This is a genomic window from Lentzea sp. NPDC055074 (genome assembly GCF_053608005.1).
In genome coordinates, this window is record NZ_JBSGUQ010000017.1 from 1 (window position 1) to 26,986 (window position 26,986).

At 69.7% G+C, this 26,986-nt stretch carries 32 protein-coding genes; 19 read left to right on the forward strand and 13 right to left on the reverse strand.

Annotation, left to right across the window (positions count from 1 at the left end):
* Window positions 1-321: 321 nt before the first annotated feature.
* The 6 genes from pdxH to ACWF7A_RS31550 form a co-directional block, all read right to left on the reverse strand.
* Window positions 322-978 (reverse strand): pyridoxamine 5'-phosphate oxidase, encoded by a 657-nt coding sequence (gene pdxH, locus ACWF7A_RS31525; protein WP_452254146.1) that lies wholly within the window; start codon window positions 976-978, stop codon window positions 322-324.
* Between the two features lie 155 nt (window positions 979-1,133).
* Window positions 1,134-1,763 (reverse strand): urease accessory protein UreD, encoded by a 630-nt coding sequence (locus ACWF7A_RS31530; protein WP_452254147.1) that lies wholly within the window; start codon window positions 1,761-1,763, stop codon window positions 1,134-1,136.
* A gap of 68 nt (window positions 1,764-1,831) precedes the next feature.
* On the reverse strand, window positions 1,832-2,467 hold the full coding sequence (ureG, locus tag ACWF7A_RS31535; RefSeq protein ID WP_452254148.1) for an urease accessory protein UreG: 636 nt from the start codon (window positions 2,465-2,467) through the stop codon (window positions 1,832-1,834).
* Complete coding sequence (locus ACWF7A_RS31540) at window positions 2,457-3,068, reverse strand: urease accessory protein UreF (RefSeq protein WP_452254340.1); 612 nt, start codon at window positions 3,066-3,068, stop codon at window positions 2,457-2,459. Before ACWF7A_RS31540 ends, ureG begins: the two co-directional genes overlap by 11 nt.
* Window positions 3,065-4,747: an urease subunit alpha gene (locus tag ACWF7A_RS31545; RefSeq protein WP_452254149.1), complete on the reverse strand. Its 1,683-nt coding sequence runs from the start codon at window positions 4,745-4,747 to the stop codon at window positions 3,065-3,067. Before ACWF7A_RS31545 ends, ACWF7A_RS31540 begins: the two co-directional genes overlap by 4 nt.
* A complete protein-coding gene (locus tag ACWF7A_RS31550; protein WP_452254150.1) occupies window positions 4,744-5,343 on the reverse strand; it encodes an urease subunit gamma in 600 nt (199 codons plus the stop codon). The genes ACWF7A_RS31545 and ACWF7A_RS31550 overlap by 4 nt, the downstream gene beginning before the upstream one ends.
* A gap of 144 nt (window positions 5,344-5,487) precedes the next feature.
* On the opposite strand from ACWF7A_RS31550, the gene ACWF7A_RS31555 reads away from it, so the two are divergent.
* The 5 genes from ACWF7A_RS31555 to serC all read left to right on the forward strand — a co-directional run bounded on the left by ACWF7A_RS31555 (window position 5,488) and on the right by serC (window position 10,003).
* The gene (locus tag ACWF7A_RS31555; RefSeq protein WP_452254151.1) at window positions 5,488-6,312 is read left to right on the forward strand and encodes an ABC transporter ATP-binding protein; all 825 of its coding nucleotides are present in this window, start codon (window positions 5,488-5,490) and stop codon (window positions 6,310-6,312) included.
* Window positions 6,309-7,106: an ABC transporter permease gene (locus ACWF7A_RS31560; RefSeq protein ID WP_452254152.1), complete on the forward strand. Its 798-nt coding sequence runs from the start codon at window positions 6,309-6,311 to the stop codon at window positions 7,104-7,106. Before ACWF7A_RS31555 ends, ACWF7A_RS31560 begins: the two co-directional genes overlap by 4 nt.
* Complete coding sequence (locus ACWF7A_RS31565) at window positions 7,085-8,140, forward strand: sensor histidine kinase (protein WP_452254153.1); 1,056 nt, start codon at window positions 7,085-7,087, stop codon at window positions 8,138-8,140. The genes ACWF7A_RS31560 and ACWF7A_RS31565 overlap by 22 nt, the downstream gene beginning before the upstream one ends.
* Window positions 8,137-8,739: a response regulator gene (locus ACWF7A_RS31570; protein WP_452254154.1), complete on the forward strand. Its 603-nt coding sequence runs from the start codon at window positions 8,137-8,139 to the stop codon at window positions 8,737-8,739. The genes ACWF7A_RS31565 and ACWF7A_RS31570 overlap by 4 nt, the downstream gene beginning before the upstream one ends.
* Before the next feature lie 136 nt (window positions 8,740-8,875).
* On the forward strand, window positions 8,876-10,003 hold the full coding sequence (serC, locus tag ACWF7A_RS31575; protein WP_452254155.1) for a phosphoserine transaminase: 1,128 nt from the start codon (window positions 8,876-8,878) through the stop codon (window positions 10,001-10,003).
* Window positions 10,004-10,063: 60 nt separating this feature from the next.
* Here the strand turns inward: serC and ACWF7A_RS31580 are convergent, their stop codons facing one another.
* From ACWF7A_RS31580 to ACWF7A_RS31595, 4 genes are read right to left on the reverse strand one after another with little or no spacing between them, the layout of a single operon-like run.
* Window positions 10,064-11,176, reverse strand: coding sequence for an ABC transporter permease (locus ACWF7A_RS31580; protein ID WP_452254341.1), 1,113 nt, complete (start codon window positions 11,174-11,176; stop codon window positions 10,064-10,066).
* A gap of 29 nt (window positions 11,177-11,205) precedes the next feature.
* A complete protein-coding gene (locus tag ACWF7A_RS31585; protein ID WP_452254156.1) occupies window positions 11,206-11,856 on the reverse strand; it encodes an ABC transporter ATP-binding protein in 651 nt (216 codons plus the stop codon).
* Window positions 11,853-12,905: a peptidoglycan-binding protein gene (locus ACWF7A_RS31590; protein ID WP_452254157.1), complete on the reverse strand. Its 1,053-nt coding sequence runs from the start codon at window positions 12,903-12,905 to the stop codon at window positions 11,853-11,855. Before ACWF7A_RS31590 ends, ACWF7A_RS31585 begins: the two co-directional genes overlap by 4 nt.
* On the reverse strand, window positions 12,902-13,387 hold the full coding sequence (locus ACWF7A_RS31595; protein WP_452254158.1) for a hypothetical protein: 486 nt from the start codon (window positions 13,385-13,387) through the stop codon (window positions 12,902-12,904). Before ACWF7A_RS31595 ends, ACWF7A_RS31590 begins: the two co-directional genes overlap by 4 nt.
* Before the next feature lie 89 nt (window positions 13,388-13,476).
* Here ACWF7A_RS31595 and ACWF7A_RS31600 point away from each other — a divergent pair, with 89 nt between their 5' ends.
* The 10 genes from ACWF7A_RS31600 (at window position 13,477) to ACWF7A_RS31645 (ending at window position 18,830) form a co-directional block, all read left to right on the forward strand.
* Complete coding sequence (locus tag ACWF7A_RS31600; protein ID WP_452254159.1) at window positions 13,477-14,136, forward strand: response regulator transcription factor; 660 nt, start codon at window positions 13,477-13,479, stop codon at window positions 14,134-14,136.
* Window positions 14,133-15,281, forward strand: coding sequence for a sensor histidine kinase (locus ACWF7A_RS31605; RefSeq protein ID WP_452254160.1), 1,149 nt, complete (start codon window positions 14,133-14,135; stop codon window positions 15,279-15,281). Before ACWF7A_RS31600 ends, ACWF7A_RS31605 begins: the two co-directional genes overlap by 4 nt.
* Before the next feature lie 101 nt (window positions 15,282-15,382).
* Complete coding sequence (gene sepH, locus ACWF7A_RS31610; protein ID WP_452254161.1) at window positions 15,383-16,318, forward strand: septation protein SepH; 936 nt, start codon at window positions 15,383-15,385, stop codon at window positions 16,316-16,318.
* Between the two features lie 79 nt (window positions 16,319-16,397).
* Complete coding sequence (locus ACWF7A_RS31615) at window positions 16,398-16,700, forward strand: hypothetical protein (protein ID WP_452254162.1); 303 nt, start codon at window positions 16,398-16,400, stop codon at window positions 16,698-16,700.
* A gap of 42 nt (window positions 16,701-16,742) precedes the next feature.
* Entirely contained in the window at window positions 16,743-17,153 is a 411-nt protein-coding gene (locus ACWF7A_RS31620) for a hypothetical protein (RefSeq protein WP_452254163.1), read from the forward strand.
* A complete protein-coding gene (locus tag ACWF7A_RS31625; RefSeq protein WP_452254164.1) occupies window positions 17,147-17,563 on the forward strand; it encodes a hypothetical protein in 417 nt (138 codons plus the stop codon). The genes ACWF7A_RS31620 and ACWF7A_RS31625 overlap by 7 nt, the downstream gene beginning before the upstream one ends.
* An 8-nt stretch (window positions 17,564-17,571) precedes the next feature.
* Complete coding sequence (locus ACWF7A_RS31630; RefSeq protein WP_452254165.1) at window positions 17,572-17,838, forward strand: hypothetical protein; 267 nt, start codon at window positions 17,572-17,574, stop codon at window positions 17,836-17,838.
* Entirely contained in the window at window positions 17,823-17,969 is a 147-nt protein-coding gene (locus ACWF7A_RS31635) for a hypothetical protein (protein WP_452254166.1), read from the forward strand. Before ACWF7A_RS31630 ends, ACWF7A_RS31635 begins: the two co-directional genes overlap by 16 nt.
* A 44-nt stretch (window positions 17,970-18,013) precedes the next feature.
* Complete coding sequence (locus ACWF7A_RS31640; RefSeq protein WP_452254167.1) at window positions 18,014-18,442, forward strand: hypothetical protein; 429 nt, start codon at window positions 18,014-18,016, stop codon at window positions 18,440-18,442.
* Window positions 18,408-18,830 carry a hypothetical protein gene (locus ACWF7A_RS31645; protein WP_452254168.1) on the forward strand — a complete coding sequence of 141 codons (423 nt, stop codon included), beginning with the start codon at window positions 18,408-18,410 and terminating at the stop codon, window positions 18,828-18,830. The genes ACWF7A_RS31640 and ACWF7A_RS31645 overlap by 35 nt, the downstream gene beginning before the upstream one ends.
* On the opposite strand, the gene ACWF7A_RS31650 is transcribed toward ACWF7A_RS31645, so the two are convergent.
* Window positions 18,817-19,041 carry a hypothetical protein gene (locus ACWF7A_RS31650; protein ID WP_452254169.1) on the reverse strand — a complete coding sequence of 75 codons (225 nt, stop codon included), beginning with the start codon at window positions 19,039-19,041 and terminating at the stop codon, window positions 18,817-18,819. The genes ACWF7A_RS31645 and ACWF7A_RS31650 overlap by 14 nt on opposite strands.
* A gap of 199 nt (window positions 19,042-19,240) precedes the next feature.
* On the opposite strand from ACWF7A_RS31650, the gene ACWF7A_RS31655 reads away from it, so the two are divergent.
* The 3 genes from ACWF7A_RS31655 (at window position 19,241) to ACWF7A_RS31665 (ending at window position 23,502) form a co-directional block, all read left to right on the forward strand.
* Window positions 19,241-20,938: an ABC transporter ATP-binding protein gene (locus tag ACWF7A_RS31655; RefSeq protein ID WP_452254170.1), complete on the forward strand. Its 1,698-nt coding sequence runs from the start codon at window positions 19,241-19,243 to the stop codon at window positions 20,936-20,938.
* Window positions 20,935-22,770, forward strand: a complete 1,836-nt coding sequence (locus ACWF7A_RS31660; RefSeq protein ID WP_452254171.1) for an ABC transporter ATP-binding protein — start codon at window positions 20,935-20,937, stop codon at window positions 22,768-22,770. Before ACWF7A_RS31655 ends, ACWF7A_RS31660 begins: the two co-directional genes overlap by 4 nt.
* 120 nt (window positions 22,771-22,890) lie before the next feature.
* Entirely contained in the window at window positions 22,891-23,502 is a 612-nt protein-coding gene (locus ACWF7A_RS31665) for a DUF2537 domain-containing protein (protein WP_452254172.1), read from the forward strand.
* Here ACWF7A_RS31665 and ACWF7A_RS31670 read toward each other — a convergent pair.
* Window positions 23,499-24,290 carry a TrmH family RNA methyltransferase gene (locus ACWF7A_RS31670; RefSeq protein WP_452254173.1) on the reverse strand — a complete coding sequence of 264 codons (792 nt, stop codon included), beginning with the start codon at window positions 24,288-24,290 and terminating at the stop codon, window positions 23,499-23,501. The genes ACWF7A_RS31665 and ACWF7A_RS31670 overlap by 4 nt on opposite strands.
* A 209-nt stretch (window positions 24,291-24,499) precedes the next feature.
* On the opposite strand from ACWF7A_RS31670, the gene ACWF7A_RS31675 reads away from it, so the two are divergent.
* Window positions 24,500-25,996, forward strand: coding sequence for a glutamate--cysteine ligase (locus ACWF7A_RS31675; RefSeq protein ID WP_452254174.1), 1,497 nt, complete (start codon window positions 24,500-24,502; stop codon window positions 25,994-25,996).
* A gap of 7 nt (window positions 25,997-26,003) precedes the next feature.
* On the opposite strand, the gene ACWF7A_RS31680 is transcribed toward ACWF7A_RS31675, so the two are convergent.
* Window positions 26,004-26,969, reverse strand: a complete 966-nt coding sequence (locus ACWF7A_RS31680; protein ID WP_452254175.1) for a hypothetical protein — start codon at window positions 26,967-26,969, stop codon at window positions 26,004-26,006.
* Between the last annotated feature and the right edge of the window lie 17 nt (window positions 26,970-26,986).

Here is a 26,986-nt window from a genome sequence, read left to right on the forward strand (position 1 = left end):
AGCAACAGGCGTGCCATCTACCCACCGGCAGCGCTGGCCCCCTGATCAGATTGCCGGGGTCTGGGGCAGAGCCCCAGGGAAAGCACGCAACGCAAGGTGGCCGCCCTCAAGGTGACCACCGTCTTGGCTCGCCCCACGCCAGGGCAGCCCACCGCAAAGGTCAGCCCCACGTAGACGTCAGCCCACGCCAGGTCGGCCCCACGCCAGGTCGGCCCCACTCAACGGCCAGCCCCACGCCAGGCTCAACCCACGCCAACCGTCCAAAAACACAAAAACGGGGCGCTCCCCGCCCACAGGAAGCGCCCCACACCACCCAAAAACCTACGGAGCGACCCGCTCCAAAGACCACCCGTCCCGCCCGTCCCGGAACCGCAGCCGGTCGTGCATCCGATCCCGCCGCCCCTGCCAGAACTCGACCTCCTCGGGCCGAATCCGCCACCCACCCCAGTGCGGCGGTACAGGAATCTTCTCGGTGTCGGCGAACTGCCGCTCGATCTTGTGCAGCGCGGAATCCAAAGTGGACCGCCCGGTCACCACCCGGGACTGGGGCGAGGCCCAGGCCCCGATCTGCGATCCCCGAGGCCGGGAGTTCCAGTACTCCGCGGTCTCCACGGGCCCGACCTTCTCGACGACCCCGCGCACGTGCGCCTGCCGCTGCATCGCGAACCACGGGAACGTGGCCGACGCGTAGCGGGTGGCCATCAGGTCGTGCGACTTGTTCGACGTGTAGTTGGTGAAGAACACCAGCCCACGAGCATCCAGCCCCTTCGCCAGCACGGTCCGCGACGAGGGACGGCCCTTCACGTCTGTCGTCGCGAGCACCATGGCGTTCGGCTCGGCAAGACCGGCACCCGCGGCCTGGTCGAGCCACAACTGGAGCTGGTCGTGCCAGGTGGCGGCAAGCTCGGCCTCGCTGAGCGAGCCCTGCTCGTAGGACACGCGCATCGCCGGTAGTGCGATGTTCGTGGTCTCCGTCATCGGCGAACCTCCAAGCAGCGGCAGAACTCGTGGTCCCTGGACCCGCGACCATACGCACGGGCGCGCGTTCCCGAAACCGCCTGCGCGGTGATGACCACCACCTGAACGGTGACTGTCCGTGCAAAGAACAGTTCTGGATCGAGCTCGTGATCGAGTCAGATGGCGTCGAGCACACGTGTGACAGTGACCACGTCATCACCCAGTGCGGTGGCAAGGGTTCCGCCTGCTGCCAACGGAACCACGCTCCACCACTCCCCGCCGCCGGCCGGTCGCTCCACCGAGTCGAGCACGAGCTCGGTGCCGACGACTCTCTTGCCCGCCAACCCCGCCGACGAAGAGTCCACCACCGCGTCACCCACCACGAGCTGCTGGTGCAACAACGGCGTCCCACAACGGGTTGCGCGCACGGACGTCGACAACGCACCCGCGGGCTCACCCGCCCGCCCCAGCACCAGGACCTCCCGGGTTCGCAACTGTGCGTGACCGTCCAATTCGGCCTCCACCACTGCGGTGTGGTTCGCGCGCCGAGTCACGACGGTCGGTTCGGGCAGGTAGGAAACCGATCCCTCTACGAGAAACCTGACGATCGACGAAGACGCCGCACCGGACGAACCGGGCAGAAGCAGTGTCGCCGCAACACCTCGAAGCTCGAGTGAGGCTCCAGGACCGACTTCGACGGTCAGGGACAACGAATCTCCGCCCAGCGGTGCCGTCACCGAGGAAACCAGGTGCACCAAGGCAACCGGGCCCACTCGGCGGTGCGGCACCAATGTCAACGGTGTCATCGACCGCAGCACTCGCACGACGCTGTTGCCGTGCGAGTCCAAACACACCACCAACCGGGCTGAGGCCTTCACAGCTGGGCGAGCACCCACTTGGCCACTTCGGGCGCCTCGGGGGTCTCGACCAGCGACTGGGCGATGACGGGCAGGTCCCCGCGCATCCGATGGGCGTCGGAGATCATCACGTCCATGTCCGCGCCCACGTACGGCGCCAGGTCGATCTTGTTGATGACCAGCAGGTCCGCGGTGGTCACCCCGGGCCCGCCCTTGCGCGGCACCTTGTCACCACCCGCGACGTCGACGACGAAGATCTGCCGGTCGACCAGCCCGCGCGAGAACACCGCGGTCAGGTTGTCCCCGCCGCTTTCGATGATCACCAGGTCGAGCCCGGAGAACCGGTGCTCCAACCGCTCCACCGCGTCCAGGTTCGCGGTGATGTCGTCGCGGATCGCCGTGTGCGGACAACACCCCGTCTGCACCGCCTCGATGCGCGACGGGTCCAGCACGCCGGCGCGACGCAGAAAGTCCGCGTCCTCGGTCGTGTAGATGTCGTTGGTGACGACCGCCAGCGACATCTGCGACCCCAGCGCGCGGCACAAGGCCGCGGTCAGCGCGGTCTTGCCGCTGCCGACAGGACCGCCGATGCCGATGCGCGGCGCGGCTCCGTGGTGGTGATCATGCGGGTCGGGACCGTGGTTAGCTCCCAAAGAGACGCACCCCTTCACGTCGGAGATGTGCCTCGGCCAACAGGTCCAAGGCAGGCGAACCCAGCGCGGGCAGCTCGACGCAAGCCCGCGAAGCAACTTCCTCGACGTCCAGCGACGCCACGATCGCGTTGACCCCGAACGGATCGAGCCCCAGCAACCGCACGGCCGCCGACGCAGGCCCGCTCACGGAGAGATAAGCGCAGGTCAGCGCAGCCTCGAACGCGTCACCGACCAGCACTCCGATGACCAGCGGCTGATGCGGGTCGCGGGGCAACGCGGACAGCCGGGCAGAAGGCCAGGCCCGCCGAGCAGCCCGCAGCATCCCCCGCCCCTGTGCCCGGGAAGCCGCGCGCTGGGCAGGAGAGGGAGTACGCGCGTCCAGCTCCGCGTCCAACAACGCGAGATCCTCACCCCGAGCCGCCGCGGCCGCGAACCCTGCCGCCAGCAACCCGGCCCCCACCAGACGCCCGCGCAGGAACGACTCCAGCGACGGCTCGTCGTGCACCAGACCGCGCGCGGCGGCCTCCTCCAGTCCCCCGGAGTGCACGTGGCCGCCGCCGGGGAAGCGGGAGTCGGCGAGGATCAGCGCGGTCAGCATCAGAACAGGAAGTACCGCTGGGCCATCGGCAGTTCCGCGACCGGTGACGGTTCGACCAGGTCACCGTCGACGTGCACGGCGAAGCTGTCCGGGTCGACCCGGACGTCCGGCATCGCGTCGTTGTGGACCATGTCCGCCTTGGTCACCGACCGGGTCGAGTCCACCGGCAGCACCCGCCGCGCGTACCGCTCGCCGATCCCCGCCTCGACGGCCTCGGGTGCCACGAAGAACACCGAGGACGCCGCACCGGCCGTCGCGCCGAACATCGGCCGCGCCCACACCGGTTGGGGCGTCGGGATCGACGCGTTCGCGTCGCCCATCGCACCCCACGCGATGAACCCGCCTTTCAGCACCACCGAAGGCCGCACGCCGAAGAACTTGGGTTCCCACAGCACCAGGTCCGCGAGCTTGCCGACCTCGACGGACCCGACCTCGGACGCGATCCCGTGCGCCACGGCGGGGTTGATCGTGTACTTGGCGACGTACCGCTGGGCGCGCAGGTTCGAGTCGAGCGACCGCCGCGACGACATGACGTGCGCGGTCTGCCAGGTCCGGATGATCACCTCGCCGACGCGGCCCATCGCCTGCGAGTCCGACGAGATCATCGAGATCGCGCCCAGGTCGTGCAACAGGTCCTCGGCGGCGATCGTGGTCGGCCGGATGCGCGACTCCGCGAACGCCAGGTCCTCCGGCACGGACGGGTTGAGGTGGTGGCACACCATCAACATGTCGAGGTGTTCCTCGAGCGTGTTGATCGTGTGCGGGCGCGTCGGGTTCGTCGACGACGGCAGCACGTTCGGCAGCGAGACCACGCGGATGATGTCCGGCGCGTGCCCGCCGCCGGCGCCCTCGGAGTGGTAGGCGTTGATCGAGCGACCGGCAATGGCGTCCACAGTGGACTCCAGGAACCCGGCCTCGTTCAACGTGTCCGTGTGGATCGCGACCTGGACGCCGGACTCGTCGGCCACGCGCAGGCAGGCGTCGATCGCGGCGGGCGTGGTGCCCCAGTCCTCGTGCAGCTTGAACCCGCCGGCGCCGCCCGCGAGCTGCTCGCGCAGACCTTCCTCCGAGACGGTGTTCCCCTTGCCCAGCAACAGGACGTTGACCGGCATGTGGTCCATCGACGTCAGCATGCGGTCGAGGTACCAGGCTCCGGGCGTGACCGTGGTGGCCTTCGTGCCCTCCGCCGGGCCCGTGCCGCCGCCGATCAACGTGGTCAGGCCGGACGCCAGCGCCTCGTCCACGATCTGCGGGCAGATGAAGTGGACGTGGCAGTCGATGCCGCCCGCGGTGAGGATCTTCCCGTTGCCGGACAGGATCTCCGTCGACGGGCCGATCACCAGCGCGGGGTGCACGCCGTCCATCGTGTCCGGGTTGCCGGCCTTGCCGATCGCGACGATCCGGCCGTCCCGCACACCGACGTCGGCCTTGACGACACCCCAGTGGTCGAGGATCACCGCACCCGTGATGACCAGGTCCGGAGCACCCTCGGCCCTGGTCGCGACGCCCTGGCCCATCGACTCGCGGACCACCTTGCCGCCGCCGAAGATCACCTCGTCACCGGACGCGGCACCGCGCGAACGGTCCTCGGTGACCTCGATGAACAGGTCGGTGTCGGCGAGCCGGATCCGGTCGCCGACCGTTGGCCCGAGCAGCTCGGCATACCGTTCGCGGTCGATCATCGCTGCAACCCCCGGACGATCCTCAAGCCTGCCAGCGGAACCAGCGTGACCTCGCGTTCGACGCCCGGCTCGAACCGCACGGCCGTACCCGCCGGGATGTCCAGGCGGTAGCCGAACGCGGCCTCGCGGTCGAAAGACAGCCCCGTGTTGACCGAGGCGAAGTGGAAGTGCGAACCGACCTGGACGGGCCGGTCCGCGACGTTCACGACGACCATCGTCACGCGCGGCCGTCCGGGGTTGAGCTCGACGGGCCCGGAACCGACGACCACCTCGCCCGGCGCCGGACCTGCGGAAGGCGCGATGGGGTGGTGCACGGTGACGAGCTTGGTGCCGTCCGGGAACGTGGCCTCCGCCTGCACCGAGTCGATCATCTCCGGCACACCGCGCATGACCTGCTCCGGCGCGAGCACGGTCCGCCCGCTCTCCATGAGCTCGCTGACCGTGCGGCCGTCCCGCGCGCCCTCCAGCACGTGGTCGGTGATCAACGCGACGGCCTCGGGGTAGTTGAGCAGCACCCCGCGCTCCAGCCGGCGGCGGGCGACGTCGGCGGCGACGTGCACGAGGAGCTTGTCGCGTTCATGCGGCGTCAGATGCACCCGGCTGTTCTAACACGCGAAAGCGCGCTATCCCGGAGTGGAAACACGGCCGAAACACGACCGCGTGTCCACCGACCGGTGGACAACCGGGGTCAGCGGCACGGTCGTCCCGCGCGGACCCCTCGAAATCGCAGGATCTACGACATGAACGCGATCCGAGTGAGGGGCCTGAGGAAGGCCTACAAGGACCACCAGGCGGTGGCAGGGGTGGACCTCGACGTCGCCCGCGGGGAGGTCTTCGCGGTGCTCGGCCCGAACGGCGCCGGCAAGACCACCAGCGTCGAGATCCTGGAGGGACACCGCGACCGGGACGCCGGTGAGGTCAGCGTGCTCGGCGCCGACCCGGCCGAGGCGGGCAGGGAGTGGCGCGCGAAGCTCGGGATCGTCCTGCAGAGCGCGACCGACGCCGCGAACCTCACGGTCCGCGAGGCCGTGCACCACTACTCCAAGTACTACGCGAACCCGCGTGACCCGGAAGAGGTCATCGACCTCGTCGGGCTCACCGAGAAGGCCAAGTCCCGCGGCGGCACTCTCTCCGGCGGTCAGCGGCGCCGTCTGGACGTGGCGCTCGGCATCATCGGCCGCCCGGAACTGATGTTCCTGGACGAGCCGACCACCGGCTTCGACCCCGAGGCGCGCCGCCAGTTCTGGAACCTGATCAAGAGGCTGGCCTCCGAGGGCACCACGATCCTGCTGACCACGCACTACCTGGACGAGGCAGAGGCGCTCGCGGACCGCGTGGCGGTGCTCGCGGGCGGCCGGATCGTCGCCGAGGGCACGCCGCAGACGCTCGGCGGCCGGGCCCACGCCGACGCGACCGTGCGCTGGCTGTCCGACCGGGGCTACCAGGAGATCCGCACCTCCGAGCCCACCAAGACGATCGCCGAGCTGTCGAGGCACGGCGAGCTCGCCGAACTCACCGTCACCCGCCCGTCGCTGGAAGACGTCTACCTGGAGCTGATCGCGTGACCACCGCAACGTTGCCCGGAACCCTGACGCTCGGTCTCTCGAGGGGTGCGACCGAGCTGCGGGAGTTCTTCCGGCAGAAGGAGAACCTCATCTTCACGGTGTCGCTGCCCGCGCTGCTGATGCTGCTGCTCGGCACCGTCTACGTCCGCGAGCCCGCCGCCGCGCAGATGTTCGCGGCCAGCATGATCGGCGCCGGCATCATCTCGACGTCGTTCGTCGGACTGGGCATGAGCGTCGTGGCCGACCGCGAGGACGGCACGCTCAAGCGCCTGCGCGGCACGCCGATGCCGTTCACGTCCTACTTCATCGGCAAGATCGTCCTGGTCTTCGTGTCGAGCCTGTTCGAGGCCGTGCTGCTGATGATCGTCGCCGTGCTGCGGTTCGACGTGGAACTCCCCTCGACCGCCCAGAAGTGGCTGACCTTCGGCTGGGTCTTCACGCTCGGCGTGATCTCGTGCTCGCTGATCGGCGTGGCGCTGAGTGCCATCGCGAAGTCCACCCGCAACGCGGCGGGCGTGCTCAACCTGCCGTACATCGTGCTGCAGTTCCTCAGCGGTGTGTTCATCATGCAGTCGGCGCTGCCCGAGTCGCTGCGCACGGTGGGTTCGCTCTTCCCGCTGAAGTGGGTGTGTCAGGGTTTCCGATCGGTGTTCGCGCTGAACGACGACTACGCGGTCATGGAGGCGGCGGGATCATGGGAGCTCGGCAAGGTCGCGCTGGTGCTCGGAGCGTGGACGATCGTGGGCCTGCTGCTCGTCAGCAGGACTTTCAAGTGGAGCAACACCAGTCGCTGATCACCTGGTACGTGCTGTTCGCCATCACCCAGTCCACCGCGCTCGTGCTGATCCTGATCGACGACAACACCCTCGCCGACCGCCTGTCGGCGGCGGGGTTGCTGGGCCTCAACGGCCTGTGGTTCCTGTTCTACGGCAAGAAGCTGGTCCAGCGCGGGAACGAGGACTGGCACGGGTTGGTCTACGCGGCGGGTTCGCTCGCCACGTTCGCCCCGGCGGTCTGGTTCAGCGGCAACGCGACCTTCGCGCTGTTCGGCCTGGTCCCGCAGATCTACATGGTGCTGCCGGTCGCGTGGGCGTTCTGGCCGATGGTGCTGTTCGTGTTCACCCCGCAGATCCTGACCTGGGCCGCGGGTGCCGTGCCCGCGCTGCCCTGGCCGGCCGCGCTGCTGATCATCGCGTTCTCCCAGGCTTTCGGATGGGCGATCAGCCGCATGTCCGAGCAGAACAGGCAACGCGCCGAGCTGCTCAACCGCATCGAGGCGCTCACCATCGAGGCCGAACGGGCCCGCTGGGCGGGCGAGATCCACGACACGCTGGCGCAGGGCTTCACGTCGATCATCACCCTGCTGCAGGGCGCGCGGCCCGATGTCGAGCTGGCGTTGCGGACCGCGCGGGAGAACCTCCGCGAGGCACGGGCACTGGTCGCGTCCAACTCACCCTCGCCTTTGGACGGTTCGTCGCTGGAGGACGCGTTGCGGCGGTTGGTGAACGGCGTGGAGCTGGAGTCCACCTTCCGCGTCATCGGCGATCCGGTGGGGCTGCCGACCTCGGCCGAGGTGGTGCTGCTGCGGACCGTCCAGGAGGCGCTGACCAACGTGGCGCGGCACTCCGGTGCCTCACGGGTCGACGTGGTCATGAGGTTCGACGAGGACGGCGTCTCGCTGGAGGTGCGCGACGACGGCCGCGGGTTCGGCGACGCTCCCGAGGGCTTCGGCCTGCGGGGCATGCGTGCCCGGCTGGAACAGGTGGGTGGGACGCTGTCGCTGTCCTCGGACGAGGGGGCGTCAGTGCTGGTGGAGGTGCCGCTGTGATCAGGATTCTGCTGGTGGACGACCACCCGGTGGTGCGTCAGGGGCTGCGCGGGATGCTCGTGGGGGACGACCTGGAGGTCGTCGGGGACGCCGGGTCCGGGCAGGAGGCCATCGCGCAGGCGGCGTTGCTGAAGCCGGACGTCGTGCTGATGGACCTGCGAATGCCCGAAATGGACGGTGTGGCCGCCACCGCGAAGATTGTCGGGACCGGGCCGCGCGTCCTCGTGCTCACGACCTATGAGACGGATTCGGACATTCTTCGCGCGGTCGAGGCCGGTGCGTCCGGGTACCTGCTCAAGGACTCGACGACCGAGGACCTGATCGCGGCCATCCGGGCAGCCTCGCGCGGGGAGACCGTGCTGGCTCCCTCGATGGTGGCGAAGGTGGTCGGGCAGGTCCGGACGCCGCCTCTGTCGGCGCGCGAGGCGGAGGTGCTGAAGTTGGTCGCCAAGGGTTTGTCCAACGTCGAGATCGGGCGGGCGCTGTTCATCTCGGAGGCGACCGTGAAGACGCATCTGCTGCGGGTGTTCAACAAACTGGGCGTGTCCGACCGGACCGCGGCGGTCACCACTGCGATGGATCGCGGCATGCTCCAGTGACGTTCGCGGGACGTTCGCAGTGACCCAGGACACCCGGCTGTCACCTCCCGGCCACCGGCCTGCAACACTGTGAACTCCGGCAACGGCGCCGGTCAGGTCCCTGAAGCTCAGTCAATCGCCCCGGAGGCGTGACCACATGACCCAGACCGCCGATCCGACCTCGTTGGTGCTTCCCGCCGAGCTCAAGCCGTCTGACGGCCGCTTCGGCTGTGGACCGTCCAAGGTGCGTCCCGAGGCCGTGCAGGCCCTCGCGTCCGAGGGTGCCGCGCTGCTCGGCACGTCGCACCGGCAGAAGCCCGTCAAGAACCTCGTCGGCCGCGTCCGCTCCGGACTGCGCGAGCTGTTCCAGCTGCCCGACGGCTACGAGGTCGTGCTCGGCAACGGTGGCACCACGGCGTTCTGGGACGCGGCCAGCTTCGGCCTCGTGCGCGAGACCGCTCAGCACTTCACGAACGGTGAGTTCTCCTCCAAGTTCGCGAAGGTCACGCAGACCGCGCCGTTCCTGAAGGACTCGCTGGTCACCAAGGCCGAGCCGGGCACGACGCCCGAGCTCTTCTACGCCGAGGGCGCCGACCTGGTCGGCTGGGCGCAGAACGAGACCTCCACCGGTGTCGCGATGCCCGTCACGCGCATCGAGGGTGCCGGTGACGCGCTGATCGCGATCGACGCGACGTCCGCCGCCGGTGGTCTGCCGGTCAAGGCCGAGGACTTCGACGTCTACTACTTCGCGCCGCAGAAGTCCTTCGCGAGCGACGGTGGTCTGTGGCTCGCGCTCATGTCGCCCGCGGCTCTGCAGCGCGTCGACGAGCTCAAGGACCGGTGGGTGCCGGAGTTCCTGTCGCTGCCGACGGCACTCGACAACTCCACCAAGGACCAGACGTACAACACGCCGTCGGTCGCCACGCTCTTCCTGCTGGCGCACCAGATCGACTGGATCAACGGCAACGGTGGCCTCGACTGGTCGGTCGCGCGCACGAAGGACTCGAGCGACCGGCTCTACTCGTGGGCCGAGAAGACCGCGTACACCACGCCGTACGTCGAGAAGGCCGCCGACCGCTCGCAGGTCGTCGGCACGATCAACTTCTCTGACGACGTCGACGCCGCCACGGTGGCGAAGGTGTTGCGCGCCAACGGCATCGTGGACGTCGAGCCGTACCGCAAGCTCGGCAAGAACCAGCTGCGCGTCGCGATGTTCCCGGCCATCGAGCCGAACGACGTCACGATCCTCACGCAGGCGATCGACTGGGTCGTCGGCCAGCTCTGATCCACAGAGGACAGCGGCCTGGGGTGCACCGACGAGTTCTCGGTGCACCCCAGGGCTTTTTCAGGCGAGTGCTTCCGTGGGCGACTGACGGGCCGCCCGCACCGCGGGATAGACGCCGGCGATGGCGCCGATGAGGATCGCCGAGCCCACTCCCCCGAGCAGGGCCGGCCACGGCAGTGCCGCGGGCCACTGCTGACTGATCGAGTATCCGGCCGTGACCGCGATTCCCACGATCACGCCGACCAGTCCGCCGAGACCGGACAACAGCACCGACTCGGTGAGGAACTGCCACCGGATCTGCCGCCGGGTCGCCCCGAGCGCCCGCCGCAGACCGATCTCCCTGCGCCGTTCCAGCACCGAGATCACCATCGTGTTCGCCACGCCGACGCCACCCACCAACAACGCGACTCCGCCCAAGCCCAGGAACAGCGCGTTGTAGGAACTCTCGGCCAGCTGCTGCGCCTCCAGCGCCTCCGAAGGCCGGGAAACCTTGACCTCGTTGGACTTCTGCGGGTTCAACGTCGGGCCGAGCAGGTTGCGGACGTTGTCGACCTGGTCCGGGGACGTGCGCACGTAGACCGTGTTCGCGTTGCCCTCGAACCCGAACGCCTCCTTGGCCGCCTCCCAGCCGATCAGCGCGGACCTGTCGATCTCCGGCGAGAGCGGCAGCGGCCCGAGGATGCCGACCACGGTGAACCACTGGCCGTCGATCCACAGCTGCACACCGGGCTTGTCGATCCCCAGCCGCGAGGCCGCGGTGCCCCCGAGCACCACCGACTTCTCGCCGGGCGACAGCCACCGGCCCGCGCGGACCTCGGCGTTCAGCACCTTCAGCAGGTCCTGCTCGGCCGCCTGCACCTGCAGCCCGAGCGTGTCGCTCGACGGCACGAGGTCGTTCTTGCGGACGCTCGCGGAGATCTTGCCGGTCGCGCTCGCCGACGACACCGCGCCGATCCGCTTCGCCATCGGCACCGCGGTCTCCGGCAGCTTCGCGTCCTGGCCGAAGAAGTCCTGGCCCGGTGCGGCGGTGAGGAGGTTGGTGCCCAGCTTGGACATCTTCTCGCTCAGCGCGGCGGCGCTGGAGGCCGGGATGCCGACGACGGCGACCACGGCGGCGATGCCGATCGCGATGCCCAGCGCGGACAGGACCGCGCGGATCGGGCGGGTCCGCATGCCGAAGAACCCGAGGCGGAGGAGGTCGATCACACGATCACTCCGTCCCGCACCTCGACACGGCGTGGAGCCCACGCCGCGATGTCCCGGTCGTGCGTGATCATCACGATCGTCGTGCCGTCGGCGTTGAGGCTCTCCAGCAGCTCCAGCACCCCTGCGCCGTTCTTCGTGTCCAGGTTCCCGGTCGGCTCGTCGGCCAGCAGGATCCCCGGCGTGTTCACGACGGCCCGCGCAATCGCGACCCGCTGACGTTCACCGCCGGACAGCTCGTGCGGCTTGTGCAGCGCACGGTTGATCAGACCGACCCTGTCCAAAGCGGACATCGCCATCGACCGCCGCTTCGACCGGGGCACACCCGCGTACACGAGTCCCGCGGCCACGTTCTCGATCGCGGACAGCCCCTCGGTGAGGAAGAACTGCTGGAACACGAACCCGATCGTGCGCGCCCGCAGTGCCGACAAGGCGTTGTCGGACATGGTCGAGATGTCGTTGCCGTCGATCTCGACCTTGCCGGCCGTCGGCTTGTCGAGCGTGCCCATCAGGTGCAGCAACGTCGACTTCCCCGAGCCGGACGGCCCCACGATCGCGAGCATCTCCCCGCCCCCGACGGTCAGGGAGACGTCGCGCAACGCCTGCACACCACCGGGATACGTCCGGCTCGCGTGGTCGACGGTGATCACTCGGTGGTCACCACCTTCATGCCCTCGCGCAGGCCCTCGCCCTGCACCTCGACCTGGCCCTTGGCGAAGATGCCGACGGTGACCGGGATGGTCTTGCCGTCCTCGGTGACGAGGCCGTAGCCACCCTCGTTCAACGCGAGCAGTGCGCCGATCGGGACCGCGAGGACGTTCTGCTTCTTCGCGACGGTGAAGAGCGCGGTGACGCTGCCGGTGTCGATGCCCTCGGCGGCCTTGGGGTCGTCCACGGAGATCGTGAGGACGATCTTCGGCTTCGAGCCTGGGGAGGAGTCGGCGGCGATCCGGCTGATGCCGGTGATGGTGCCGGTGGTCGGCTTGCCGCCGGAGATCGCCAGCTCGACCTTCTCGCCCTGCTTCGCGAGGCGCTGCTTCGACTGCTCCAGCTCGACGGTGACCGCGCGTTCGGTGCCGGTGACCTTCATCAGGTCACCGCCGGCGGGCGCGCCGAGCTGGGCGTTCAGCGACGACACCCGGATCGCGCCCGGCTGCACGATCACGTCGCCCGCGCCGAGCTTCCCGGTCTGCTCCAGGCCGTTGGCCTTCTGCCACTTCTTCAGCGCGGTGGCCGTGTAGTAGGTGAACTTCTCGTCGGGGGCGCCGAAGTCCTTGAACCCCAGTGCGGCGAGGTTCTCCTCCACCACCTTGACGTCGGGTCCGTTCGACATGCCGGACTCGAGGTCGCGGAAGAGCGGCATCTGGCCGTAGAACAGCGGCACGGGCTTGGCGTCCGAGTGGAACACCGGCTTGCCCTGGTCGATGACGTCGCCCTGTTTCGGCAGTGCCGTGACGGTCCCGCTTTTCCGGCTGGCCAGAGCTCGTTCCGCGCCGAAGCCGAGCTGACCGGTCAGCGACTGCTGGTCGGCCAGGTTCGTCTTCTTGACCGGCGCCGTCTTGGACGGGTCGTTCTGCAGCGGGGCGGCGTTGGCCTGGTTGGACGCGATCCTGGTGAGCACCACGACCCCGCCGGTGCCGAGCACCACCGCGGCGACGAGCGCGGCGATGACGATCTTCGAGTTCACACGACGCTTCATCCGACGGGCCTCGCCGCGACCATGCCCTCGCCCATGCCGCAGTCCTTCATGTCCTGCTTGACCTTCTCGTCGTCCATGTCGGGCAGCTCGATGGCCTCCTCCATGGTGCCGCCGCCCTCGAACTTCGGGTCCGGCCAGGTGTAACCCTTGTCCCGCATGCACTTCGCCTGCTGGCGCATCTTGTCCTGGTCCTCGGGCGACGGCGGCTTGAACTCGCCTCCGTTGGGCAGGAACTGCTTGCACGCCTCGTGCGCGGTCTTCATCTTCTCCGGGTCGAGGCCGCCCTCTCCGCCGATCGTGATGCCGACGCCCGCCTCGCTCGACTCCGGGTCGGGGATGTCGACGCCGTTCTCCCGCATGCACTTGGCGAACTGGACCGAGTCGCCCTTCTCGTCCTTCTTGGCGTCGGCCGGCTGCTCTTTCGACCCGCAGGCGGTGAGCGCCAGGAGCAGGCCCAGCAACACTGCGATGGTGGATTTCATGGGGACAGGTCTACGGAGGGCGTCATTCGGCGGCGTTAAGCGAAAGGCCTTATCCGGCGCTTATGCCCTTTGCACGGAAAATAGGCGTCATGCGTGTGCTGGTGGTCGAGGACGAACAGCTGCTCGCGGACACGATCGCCGAGGGGCTGCGCAGGTTCTCGATGGCGGTCGACGTCTGCTACGACGGCGAGGCGGCGTTGGAGCGGGTGGGGGTGCACGCGTACGACGTGGTGGTCCTCGACCGGGACCTGCCCCTCGTGCACGGTGACGAGGTGTGCAAGGCGGTGCACACGACCGGCGGCGAGGCACGGGTGCTGATGCTGACGGCGGCGGCCGAGGTGGACGACCGCGTGGCCGGGCTCGGGCTCGGCGCCGACGACTACCTGACCAAGCCGTTCGCGTTCGCCGAGCTCGTGGCCCGTGTGCAGGCGCTGGGCCGCCGGGCCCGTCCCGCGCTGCCGCCGGTGCTCGAACGCGCGGGCGTGACGCTCGACCTGCCGCGGCACCAGGCGTCGCGGAACGGGACGTTCCTCCCGCTGTCCCCCAAGGAGTTCGCCGTGCTGGAGGTGCTGATGCGGGCGGAGGGCAACGTCGTGAGCCCCGAGGAACTGCTGGAGAAGGCCTGGGACGAGCACGCGGACCCGTTCACCAACGCCGTGCGGGTGGCAGTGATGACGCTGCGCCGCAAGCTGGGCGCGCCGCAGGTCATCCAGACCGTGCCCGGCGCCGGCTACCGGTTCGGCTCGTGAAGCTCAGGACCAGGCTGACGGCCTGGTACGCCGGGGTGTTCCTGATCGCGGGCATCGCGCTGGTCGCCCTCAACTACTGGCTGCTCGCCGAGTGGATGCCCCTGGACGGCATGGCGGTCTCGCGCGCCCTCCCCACCGACGCGGGGGTGACGGGGGTCTACCCGGGCATCGCGGCGGTCGAGGCGGCGCAGCTGCCCGCCGACACCATGGTGGTCAACGGCGCGGAGTTCGCCGCGGACACGATGAACACGGTCCTGTGGCAGTCGGTCATCGCGTTGCTGGTGGCCGCGGTGCTCGCCGTGTGGCTCGGCTGGGTCGTGGCCGGACGGGTGCTGGCGCCGCTGCACTCGATCACCTCGACCGCGCACCGGCTGGAGGCCGAGCGGCTCGACCAGCGCATCGAGCTGGACGGGCCGCCGGACGAGCTCAAGGAGCTCGCGGACACCTTCGACGGCATGCTCGACCGGCTCGCGTCGTCGTTCGACAGCCAGAAGCGGTTCGTCGCGAACGCCTCGCACGAGCTGCGCACGCCGCTGGCCGTGCAGCGGACGCTGATCGAGGTGGCGCTGGGCGACCCCGCCGCGTCCGACGAGATCCGCCGCCTCGGGGCGCACCTGCTCGACACCAACGAGCGGAGCGAGAAGCTCATCGACGGGCTGCTGCTGCTCGCTCGCAGTGACCGCGGGCTCGCCACGCGTGAGCTGGTGTGGCTGGACGAGGTGATCGACGACGAAATCGAGTCCTGCGCGGCGTTGGCGGCCGAGAAAAAGGTCACGTTTGCGGTTCGGACTCGCAGGTATCTGGTGGACGGCGACCCCGTCCTACTTGCGCACCTCGTCGGGAACCTGTTGCGCAACGCCCTCCTCTACAACAAGCCGGGGGGCTCCGTCACGGTGGAGCTTGATCAAGAACTCACCGTCACCAACACCGGCCCCACCGTGCCTGCCCAGGCGGTACCCGGGTTGTTCGAACCCTTTCGACGTCTCCGCGACCGCACCGGGACCGCCGGATCGGGCCTCGGGCTGTCGATCGTGCAGTCCGTCGCGCGCGCTCATCAGGGCTCGGCGAAGGCTCGTCCGAACGGGGGAGGAGGTCTGGTGGTCCAGGTGAACCTTCCGGAAACGGGAGTGCGGCAACCCTCGTGAACTGGCAAGATCACGTAGAGATATCGGCGAGTCTCCCACTCATCGGCGACTCGTTGTCCTAACGTTGTCTGCTGGCGAGGTGCGAATTCAGGGAGGCCACGATGCGAGCGCTGCGAGTCATCGGGCTCGACGAGGACGGCAAGTCCGTCATCCTCGAGGACCCCGAAAACCGCGGCGAGCGCTTCACGCTCCCCGCGGACGAGCGTCTTCGAGCGGCCCTGCGCGGTGATCTGGCGCGCCTCGGCCAGATGCAGATCGAGTCCGGCGAGGCCCAGATGCGGCCGCGCGAGATCCAGGCCCGCATCCGTTCCGGTGAGTCCATCGAGCAGGTCGCGGCCGCCTCGGGCATGCCGACGCACCGCATCGAGCGCTTCGCCTACCCCGTTCTGCTGGAGCGTTCGCGCACGGCGGACCTGGCCCAGCGCGCGCACCCGGTCCGTGAGGACGGCCCGGACGTGCAGACGCTCGGTGAGGTCGTCGCGCACTCCTTCGGCCTGCGCGGGCACGACCTGTCCGACACCAAGTGGGACTCGTGGAAGGGCGACGACGGCCGCTGGATCGTCCAGCTGCACTGGACGACAGGGCGTTCGGACAACCGCGCGCACTGGGCGTTCCACCCCGGTGCGCAGGGCGGCACGGTCACGGCGCTCGACGACGTGGCAGTCGACCTGATGGACCCGAACCCGAACCGGACCCTGCGCACGGTGCGCCCGGTGACGCAGCTCGCGCGGCAGGCCCTGGAGGCGACTCCGGTGCTGCCGCCGATCCCCGTCCTCGAGGAGCCCCTGCCGGTTCCGACGCAGGCGCCGGCCCCCGTGGCGACGCCGGTCGTGGCCGAGACGCCGGTTCAGGAGAAGCTGCCCGAACCGGAGCCCGCTCCGGCCCCCGCCCCGTCGGCACCGCCGGTGACGAAGGAGCAGGAGCCCGCCGCGGAGAAGCCCGTCCGCAAGGACCCTCCTCCGAAGCGGGGGAAGAAGAACCACCCCATCGTCCCTTCGTGGGAGGACGTTTTACTCGGCGTGCGGTCGAACCGCTGACTGAGACGCTGACACCGTGGGACGTCGTGTCGCGCTGGCTGCCGGAGTGGGTGCACTCCTCGGGCTTGCCTGGTGGGGAATGTTCGAGCTCTTCGCTTCGGGCAAGGTCTGCTCGAAGGACGAGTGGGGCTGCCTCGGGGCCTTCGTGACCTCGATACCGATCTTCGCCGTGGTGGGATCGGTGGTGGGCGGACTCGCTCTGCGATCGCTGAAGGTGTCGCGGGCATGGCTGGTGGCCGTGCCCGCGACCCTCATGGCGGTGGTCGCGATGGTGTTGCTGCTGGGCGTGACCTTCCTGGCCTTCGCGGTGTTCGCCGCGCTGTACGCGCTGATCGCCGTGCTGACGGGCCCGCGCCGTGAAGGTCCTGTAGAGGGTTCGTGAAGATCGCCCTGGTGCGGGGCTTGATCGGATAGTTCTGGGCGCATGGTGCTGCGCACTGCGGTGGGGGCGGTCGCCGGCGTTCTGGCCGGGGCAGGGTTCGCGCTGACGCTCGAGGGGTTCACGCGGTACTGCTACCTGCGGCCCGGCCGCACCGGCTGCGGTGTCGGGCTCCCGGTGTTCTACCCGCCCGTCTTCGCGCTCTGGATGGTCGTCGCGGGTGTCCTGATCTGGGCGGGGTTCCGGATGGCCCGGCAGGAACGCGGGTGGCTCGCGACCGGCGTCGGCAGCGTCCTGTGGGCCGTGCTGATCGTGGCCGTCGTGTGGTTCGAGTCCGCCTACCTGGACCTGTACCAGGCGGAAGGGGTCCAGTTCCTGAAGGTCGCAGCGGTCGTCGTGCCGTGCGTGGCCTATGCGATCGCCGCGCTGGCGGCGGGGCGGGCGCGGCGGTGCTGACGCGGGTGGTCATGGGCCTGGTCGCCGGAGTGGTGGCCGTCCTCGGCACCGGGCTGGCGTGCGTGGTGCTGTACGTCGGCTTCTGCGGGTTCTCGGAGCCTGCGCCCTGGTCGGGCGAGCGGTGCCTGATGGGCGACTACGCCGAGCTCGGGCTGTGGCTGGTGCCGGTGGTGCTGCTGGGCGGGCTGGCCGCGTCCGCGCTGCTGCACGGCTGGTTGCTGAAGGTGTGCCGGCAGCCGCGACCGTGGTCGGTGGTGGTGCCCGGGATCGGGCTGTGCTTGACACTCCTGCTGTTCGGCTGGCTGGCGGGCGTGGTGGGGCTGGCGCTGGTCCCCGCCGTCGCGTTCGCGCTGGCGGGTGCGGTCACCAGCCGTTCAGCCTCTGGTCGGGTGGCTTCCCGGTCGTCATGATCGGCGGCATGAAGGTGATCCTGGCGGCGGTGGTGGGAGCGCTCGGCGGAGCCGGGTGGTTCTACTCGATCCTCGGGGTCTCGACGCTCCCGTGTGACAGCGCTCCGCTCGTGTGCACCTTCACCATCTACCTCTACTGGACCCCGGTGCTGGTGGCGTTCTGGGGAGCCGTGGCGTGGGGGCTGCTGCGGCTCGCGGAGTACTCGCCCGCCTGGCCGACGGTGATCGCGGGACGTCGATCGCGATCGCCCTGGCCTTCGTGCTCGGCATCGTGATGGTGTACCTGCTGCCCGCGTGGACCATGCACGTCCTCGTCCCGTTCTCGGGAGCGGCCGGGTACGCGCTGGCGTCCAGGGCGACCGCGAGCTACCGCGGGCGCGTCCAGGACGGGACGCCGTCTGCGTAGTTGTGCTCATGGAAGCGCACCGCGGGAGTCGTCATCATCCAGTCATGAGGGTGCTCACGGCGGCGGTGGTTGGGGCGGTGTGCGCGGGGGCGTGGTGGTTGTCGTTCGTGCCGATCGGCCGGGCGCTGTGCGGCGTTCTTGTCGGTAATGACGGGTTGGGGTGCGCAGGTCTCATCTACCTGTGGGTGGCGCCGATCTCGGCCGTCGTGTGGGCGGTCGTGGCGTGGGCACTGCTGAGGCTCGCCCGGTGGCGGCCCGTCTGGCCGACGGCCGTCCTGGGACCGGTCGGCACGTTCGTGCTGGCACTGGCCGGCGGGCTGACCATCATCGGGATGCGCGCCGAGCCGCCGGAGGTCGTCGGTGTCCTGGTGGTCACGATCTCGGCCGGAGCCGGATACGCCTTGGCTCACGTGGTGACCGCTGGTTACGGTGGACGGCGTGACGGAGCAGAGCACCGCGGGCAGGACGGGTAGGACAGGACGCCGGCTGTTGTTCCGGGTCGTGCTGTCGATGGCCGTCGGCGCCGGGCTGGTGCTGGGCTGGACGTGGGCGTACGAGTCGGGCTTCCTGAAGTCGTGGCTCGACAGCACGTCGATGTCGACGTTCCTGCTGCTCGTGCTGATCGGGCTGCCGCTCGCGCTCGTGTCGTCGCTGGTGCTCGCCGGGCCGATCCTGCGGGTCTTCGGGGTGCGGCCGGTGTGGCCGATCATCCTGCTCGGGCCGATCGTGCTGGGCATCGGCCTCTACTTCAAGGTGCACGAACCCTTCGTCGGGTGGTTCACCAACCGGCACCACGCCGAGGCGTTGCTCGCGGCCGTCGCCTACGGGCTCGTCGCCCTGTTCACCTTCAAGAGGGCGTAGGCACCGCGTCGAGCAGGTGCAGGTCCCAGCCCTCGCGTTCGCACCAGTCCTCGGCGTCCTCGCGCGAGACGAGCATCGCGTGTCTGGGGCGTGGACCGGCCAGCTGGTCCCAGCCGTCCGGGGCGAGCACGTAGTTCACCCCGTCGCGTGAGGCGATGAGCCGTCCGTGTGGAAACGCCATCGTCTGCTCGGTGCGCAGAAACCGCGTCATGGTGGTCATCGTGCCCTTGACCTCGACCTAAGTCGAGCCTGAAGGCTCCGGTCGGGAGAAAAACCGGATGCTGAACGCCGGTCGGACTTCGTAGTTTGGAGACGACCTGGAGGGGGCTCGTCGCGTGAGCGATCAACGTAACTCGACAATTCAGACCTTGCGGAGGTTGTGGCCGTACGTGCGGCCGCACCGCGCACGGATGACTGTCGTGCTGTCGGCGACGATGCTCGCGATGCTGTGCGGTCTCGGCATCCCGCTGCTCACGCAGCGCATCGTCGACGGTCCGATTCAGAACAAGCAGACCGGCCCGCTGCCCTGGCTGATCGCGGGCGTGCTGGTGCTCGGCATCGGCGAGGCGGCGCTGTTCTACATCCGCCGCAAGGTCGTCGCCCGGCCCGCCGCCGAGGTCGAGGCGAGCATGCGGTTCGACCTCTACAAGCATCTCCAGCGGCTGCCGGTGTCGTTCCACGACAAGTGGCAGTCCGGTCAGCTGCTGTCCCGCGCGACCAACGACCTCACGACCGTGCGGCGGTTCGTGGCGTTCGCGATCGTCTTCCTGATCGTGAACAGCGTGGTCGTGGTGATCGGGCTGGGCATCATCGCGGCGCTGTCGCCGTGGCTGCTGGTCGTGTCGCTGTGCGGCGCGCTGCCGTTGATCGTCATCTCGTACTTCTTCGAGGCGAAGTTCAAGGTCGTCGCGCGTCAGGCGCAGGACCAGGCGGGCGACCTGACCACGACGGTCGAGGAGTCGGTGCTCGGCATCCGGGTGCTCAAGGCGTTCGGGCGCGGGCCGGAGCTGTCGAAGCGGTTCCTGGCGCAGGCACGGGAGCTGCGGGCGACCGAGCTGAACAAGATCTCGATCCTGGCCGCGCTGTGGTCGGTGCTGATCGTGCTGCCGGAGCTGTCGATCGCGGGCCTGCTCGCCGTCGGCGCGGTCGGCATCGTGCAGGGCTGGATGACGGTCGGCACGCTGGTCGCGGCGGTCGCGGTGAGCGCGTACCTGCGCTGGCCGATCGACTCCATCGGCTGGTTGCTGGCGGAGACGAACCAGGCCGCCTCGGCCCTGGAACGCTACTGGGAGGTCATCGACTCCCCCGTCGCGATCACCGGCCCCGCCTCGCCCGCGCCGCTGCCCACGCCGCTGCGCGGGCACGTGCGTTTCGAGGGTGTGCGGTTCGCGTTCGACGACGGCCGCGAGGTGCTCTCGGGCATCGACCTCGACCTGCGTCCCGGCGAGACGGTGGCGCTGGTCGGTGCGACGGGGTCGGGCAAGACGACGCTGACCGCGCTCGTGCCGCGGCTCGCGGACGTGACCGGCGGCCGGATCACGATCGACGGCACCGACGTGCGGGACCTCTCGCTGGAGGACCTGCGGACCGTGGTCGGCATGGCGTTCGAGGAGCCCGTGCTGTTCTCCGCGTCGGTGACCGAGAACGTGGGCCTGGGCCTGCCGGACGTCACCGAGGCGCAGGTGCGCGAGGCGTTGCGGGTGGCCAAGGCCGAGGAGTTCGTGGACGCGCTGCCGTGGGGTCTCGCGACCCGGATCGGTGAGCAGGGCCTGTCGCTGTCCGGTGGTCAGCGGCAACGGCTGGCGCTGGCCCGCGCGGTCGTCGGCAAGCCGGCGGTGCTGGTGCTGGACGACCCGCTGTCGGCGTTGGACGTCCACACCGAGGCCGAGGTGGAGGGTGCGCTGCGGCGCGTGCTGCGCGACACGACGGCGCTGGTGGTGGCGCACCGGTCGTCCACCGTGCAGCTGGCCGACCGCGTGGCGCTGCTGGTCGACGGCAAGATCGAGGCGATCGGGTCGCACCGGGAGCTGCTGGACACCAACGAGGAGTACAAGCGTCTTCTGTCCTCAATGGACGACGACCTGGTCGAAGAGGAGGTGGCGTCGTGAGTGAAGTGACCGTCACGCAAGAAGAAGAGTGGCGCGGCGTCGCCGCCGAGGAGATCGAGGAGCTCTCGCACTCGACGGGTCTGCGCCTGCAGGCCCGCTCGCGCAAGCTGCTGGGGTCGTTGCTGCGCCCGCACGTCGCCCGCACGTCGCTGGGGATCGCGGCCGTCGTCGGCGGCAACCTGGCGGCGCTCGCGGGCCCGCTGCTGATCGCCGCCGCGATCGACCGGGGCATCCCGGCCGCTGTCGGCGGCGGTCCGGCGATCCTGGTCTGGTGCGTCGTCGGCTACGCGGTCTGCGCGCTGCTGACGACGTTCCTGCGCTGGGCGTTCCTGCGGATCGCCGGCCGTGTCGGCCAAGACCTGCTGCTGGACCTGCGGGGCCGGATCTTCCGGCACTCGCAGGGCCTGTCGGTCGGCTTCCACGAGTCGTACACGTCCGGCAAGGTGATCTCCCGCCTGACGAGCGACGTCGACTCGCTGCAGGACCTGCTGGAGGAAGGGCTCGACAGCCTGTTCAACGCGGCGCTGTCGGTGGTCGGCATCGCGGTGATCCTGCTGTGGCTCGACGTGCCGCTGGCGTCGGTCGTGATCGCGGGCTTCTTGCCGTTGTTCTTCCTGTGGCGCTGGTTCCGGCGCCGCTCGATGGAGGCGTACCGGGGCACGCGCGGCGCCATCGCCAAGATCATCGTCCAGTTCGTGGAGTCCATGAACGGCATCCGCGCGGTGCAGGCGTTCCGGCGCCAGCCCCGCAACGAGCAGATCATGTCGGGCTTCAACGGCCAGTTCCGCGACGCGAACACCGACGCACTGGGCGTGATGGCCACGTTCGTCTCGACGATCCGCGCGATCGGCAACGTGTCGCTGGCCGTCGTGCTGGCGTGGGGTGCGTTCCGGGTCGCGGACGGCGCCGTCGAACTGGGCGTGCTGGCGGCGTTCATGCTGTACCTGCGCCGCTTCTACGACCCGTTCGACGAGCTGGCGATGTTCGCGAACTCCTACTCCTCCGCCACCGCCGCCCTGGAGAAGATCTCGGGCGTCCTGGAGGAACGGCCATCCGTGCCGGAACCGTCGTCCCCCGTGGCCCTCGGGCACGCGGGGGGCGCCGTCCGGTTCGCCGACGTGGAGTTCCAGTACCCCGGCACGTCCCGGATGGTGCTGCCGCGCCTCTCACTGGACGTCCCGGCGGGCCAGACCGTGGCCCTGGTGGGCGCGACCGGCGCCGGCAAGACCACGGCGGCGAAGCTCGTGGCCCGCTTCTACGACCCGACCGCGGGAGCCGTGCTGCTCGACGGCACGGACCTGCGCTCGGTGGCGGACGCGGACCTGCGCCGGGCCGTGGTGATGGTGACGCAGGAGAACTTCCTGTTCTCCGGTTCGGTGGCCGACAACATCGCGCTGGGCCGTCCGTCGGCGTCCCGGGCGGAGATCGAGGCCGCCGCGGCCGAGGTGGGCGCGCACGAGTTCATCGCCGCCCTCCCGGACGGGTACGACACGGACGTCCGCAAACGGGGTGGCCGCCTGTCCGCCGGACAGCGCCAAATGGTGGCGTTCGCCCGCGCGTTTCTCGCTGATCCGGCGGTACTGGTCCTGGATGAGGCAACATCGTCCTTGGACGTACCCACCGAACGCGCCGTGCAGGCGGCACTGGAGACAGTGCTCGCCGACCGGACGGCGTTCATCATCGCGCACCGCCTGTCGACGGTCCTGATCGCGGACCGCGTTCTGGTGCTCGATGGTGGCATTGTGGTGGAAGACGGCTCCCCCGAGGAGCTGATCGGTGAGCGGGGCCGGTTCGCCGCCCTGCACACGGCCTGGCGCGACTCGCTCGCCTAGGCCTGAAGGTCGCGTTCGCGCCAATGGGGATCTGGCGCGAACGCGACCTCACGACTCGCGCGTTCTCCCCCGTGCCCGCGTCCGATAGGTTCTGCGCGAAGCCAGACCGAGGAGGGCGCAGTGGAGTTGCGAGTCCGGGACGGCCGCGCCGTGCTCGCCGGGGAGGACGAGTCCGGTGAGCGCGAGGTCGACCCGCACAGCCTGCCGCTGGGCGCCGACCTGGCCGAGGCGCTGCACGAGTGGGCGAAGGTGGCCGACGCGGTGGTGCGCACCGAGACCCCTGCCGACGGCGTGGCCAACGCGCTGGTGGCCCGCAGAGGGCGGCAGCTCGCCGGGCGGATCGCCGCGGTCATGAACTCCCCCGTCAGCTACACCGACCCGGTCAGCGGCGACCTGCTCACCGTCGACGCGCCCGAGGCTCCGGCGGAGCGCCCGGCCGAGACGTTCGCCGAGCCGGGACACGAGGACGAGGACGAGCCGACCCCGTGGGGCACCGGGCTCACGGTCAGCGTCATCACGGCCGCGATCGTGACGGTGACGGTCGTGTCGCTGTCGCTGGGCCTGGGTGAGACCAGCCGGTGGCTCGCGCTCGTGGCGAACGTGCTGGTGGTCGGCGGCCTCGCGCCGAGCGTGTGGCTCGGGCGCAGGGTGCCGGTGTGGCGCTGGGTCGCGTACGGCGTGGTGACCGGGGTGATCGTCGCCTGGCTGGCGTTGATCCTGACGTTGCTCTAAAGCAACGCGTAGAACGCCACCGCGCCCGCGGTGGCCACGTTCAGCGAGTCCACGCCCGACGACATCGGGATCCGCACGGCCAGGTCCGCGGCGTCGATGGCCTCGTCGGTGAGGCCCGGCCCCTCCGACCCCAGCAGCACGGCGACGCGCCGGCCGCGCAAACCCGCATCTGCAAGATGCAGGGCGGACGGGCGCGGTGTCAGAGCGGCGACGGTGTAACCCTTTTGTCGCAACGAGTTCAGCGCCGCGGGCCACTCATCCGTGGTAGCGAACGGCACGCGCAGCACGTGCCCCATCGACACCCGCACGCTGCGCCGGTACAGCGGATCACTGCATCCCGGGCCGAGAACAACGCCGTCCACGCCCAGCGCGGCGGCGTTGCGGAAGATCGAACCGAGGTTCTCGTGGTCGCCCACGCCCTCCAGCACGGCCAGCCGCTGGGACCTCTCCGCCAGCTCCTCGAACGACACCTCGGGGGCACGATCGGCCGCCGCGAGTACACCCCGGTTCAAGTGGAAACCGACGACCGACGCCATAACCTCTGCTGACGTCACGTAGGCGGGAACGTCCAGGTCAGAAAGGTCCAGCGCCTCGATCCTGCGCCGCACCCCGAGCAGCCCGCGCACCGGGTACGGCGATGCCAGCAGACGTTCCACCACCACGACGCCCTCGGCGATGACGAGACCCCGTCCTCCCGGCCGGTCGGGCCTGCGATCGGCCGTCGACAGGTCGCGGAAGTCGTCCAGCCGGGCATCAGCCGGGTCGTAGATCTCGATCACGTCAGCCACGCCGGAAGTTTCGCATCCGGGCCGGGGTGGAACAGGCGAGGTAGTCCGGAGGGCGGAACCGCACACGCCCGACCAGCGGATGATCGCTGGTTGTTACCTCCACGTGACAGAGAGCACCGATTTGGGCGATGTAAAGGGGGTTTCCGCTGTGTCACTTTTGGCGTTCCGCCTGGCCCGCGCCCACCGGCGCCGAGCGAAGGGGTAGCGGCATGGGAAGCGACGTGTCCAGCCGCACGTTCACCAGAGACGATCGCCAGCGTTATCGCGAGAAGATGCAGCGGAGTCTCGACGCACTGGCCACCATGTTGGCCGAAGACACATTTTCCTTCCCCCGCAGGCAGATGGGGCTCGAGATCGAGCTGAACCTCGTCGACGACGCGATGCGTCCGGCGATGGCGAACTCGGAGGTCCTCGAGAAGATCGACGATCCCTCCTACACCTTGGAGCTGGGACAGCAGAACCTCGAGATCAACGTCCCCCCGCGTGAGCTCGCCGGGGGTGAGATGCTCGGCCTGGAGGAGGAGCTGCGGCAGTCGCTCGACAACGCCGACTCCAAGGCCCAGGACGTGGGCGCCAACCTCGCCATGATCGGCGTGCTGCCGACGTTGCGGGAACGGCACTTCGACCGCAAGTGGCTCTCCGAGGCACCGCGGTACGCGCTGCTCAACGACACCATCTTCAAAGCTCGCGGCGAGGAGATGGTGCTGCGCATGGAAGGCCCGGCGATGCCGGGCAAGGGGCCGGAGAAGCTCCTCAGCTACGCCGAGTCGATCCTGCCGGAGGCGGCGTGCACCTCGGTGCAGCTGCACCTGCAGGTCGAGCCGACGCACTTCGCCGCGCACTGGAACGCCGCCCAGTGCCTCGCCGGCGTGCAGGTCGCCATCGCCGCGAACTCGGCTTTCCTGCTGGGCAAGGCGCTCTGGCACGAGACGCGCATCCCGTTGTTCGAGCAGGCCACCGACACCCGCCCGGACGAGCTGAAGAACCAGGGCGTGCGCCCGCGCGTGTGGTTCGGCGAACGGTGGATCACGTCGATCTTCGACCTGTTCGAGGAGAACGTGCGCTACTTCCCCAGCCTGCTGCCCGAGACCGACGACGAGGACCCGTTGGAGGTCCTCGAAGCCGGTGGCGCGCCTCGTCTTTCCGAGCTGCGCCTGCACAACGGCACGATCTGGCGCTGGAACCGCCCGGTGTACGACGTCGTCGACGGCGTGCCGCACCTGCGCGTCGAGAACCGGGTCCTGCCCGCGGGTCCCACGGTGCTCGACACGATGGCCAACGCCGCGTTCTTCTACGGGGCCCAGCGCGCGCTCACCTCGCAGGAGCGTCCACTGTGGACGCAGATGTCGTTCCAGGCGGCGGAGGAGAACCTCTACACCGGCGCCCGGCACGGCATGCACGCCCAGCTGTACTGGCCGGGCATCGGCTGGATCCCGCCGGACGAGCTGGTGCTGCGCCGGCTGCTGCCGATGGCACACGACGGCCTGCGCGACTGCGGTGTCTCCGACGAGGCCCGTGAGCGCTACCTCGGCGTGATCGAACAGCGCTGCCTCGCACGACGCACCGGTTCGTCGTGGCAGCGGGAAACCGTTGCACTGCTGGAAGAGCGCGGCCTGTCGAGGGACGCGGCGCTGTCCGGCATGCTCAAGCGGTACATGGAGCTGATGCACGCGGGCGAGCCCGTGCACACGTGGCACGTCGGCTAGGCCCGGCTCACCACGTCGTCAGCTTCTCCTGGAACGCCAGCAGGATCTCGTGGGGCAGGCCCGTCGCCGTGACCGGCCTGCCCTGCACCCCGGCGCTCGACTTCCCGCCGACGAACACCGCGATCGACAGCCGCGGGGTGTAGCCGATCATCCAGGCGTGCCGGACCGCGTCCCCGTCCTTCACCTCGACGGGCAGGCATGCCGCCTCCGGGTCGTCGCCGCACAACGGATCGGCCCGCAGCTCCTCGTTGACCCGCGCCGCGAACTCCTTGCTGCGCCCGGGATCCAGGCCCAGCGCGGGCTTGCCCTTCGGCACCGCCCGATGCACAGTCTTGCCGCCGGCCTCGGTGACGTGGGTGATGAAGTGCGTGTCGTGGTGCACGCCTTCGGCACCGAAGGTCGCGTAGGCGGTCGCGACGTCGAGCGGCCTCAGCAGCGCCTCACCGGTCGCGAGCAGCTCCGTCCTCGTGCCCCCGACCTCCGCGGTCTCCGGCACCCCGGCCGCGCGCATGAGCGTCACCGACCCGAACGGCCGCGCCGCCGCGCCGGCCTCCCTCACCACGCCGCCCGCGTAGTCCACGGCGGGGTTCGTGCCCGGCACGTACGCCCGCACGCTCCCGCTGGCCGGGTCCACCGCGGTGATCGACGCGGGACGCCCGGTCGCCAGCTGACGGATCACCTCCGTCGCACCGGCCTGCGCCTTCGAGTCGATCGTCGTCACCACCAGCGCACCGCCCGCGGCGCGAAGCCGGTCGAGCGACGTCCCGATCGTCCCGAGCTCCCGCAGCACCTGCCCGACCAGCGGCGTCTCCGGCTGGCCGGACCGCCACAGCAGCGAGCCGTCCGAGTGCTGCACCACCACGTCACCGGTGGCGATGACGTCCGGTGACGCCTCAGGCCGTTGCCACACAACGGCTCCGACAACCGCAACGAGCAGGACCAGTGCGCCCAGAACAGGCAGGAACCGCTTCATCGAACCCCCAGCGTGAA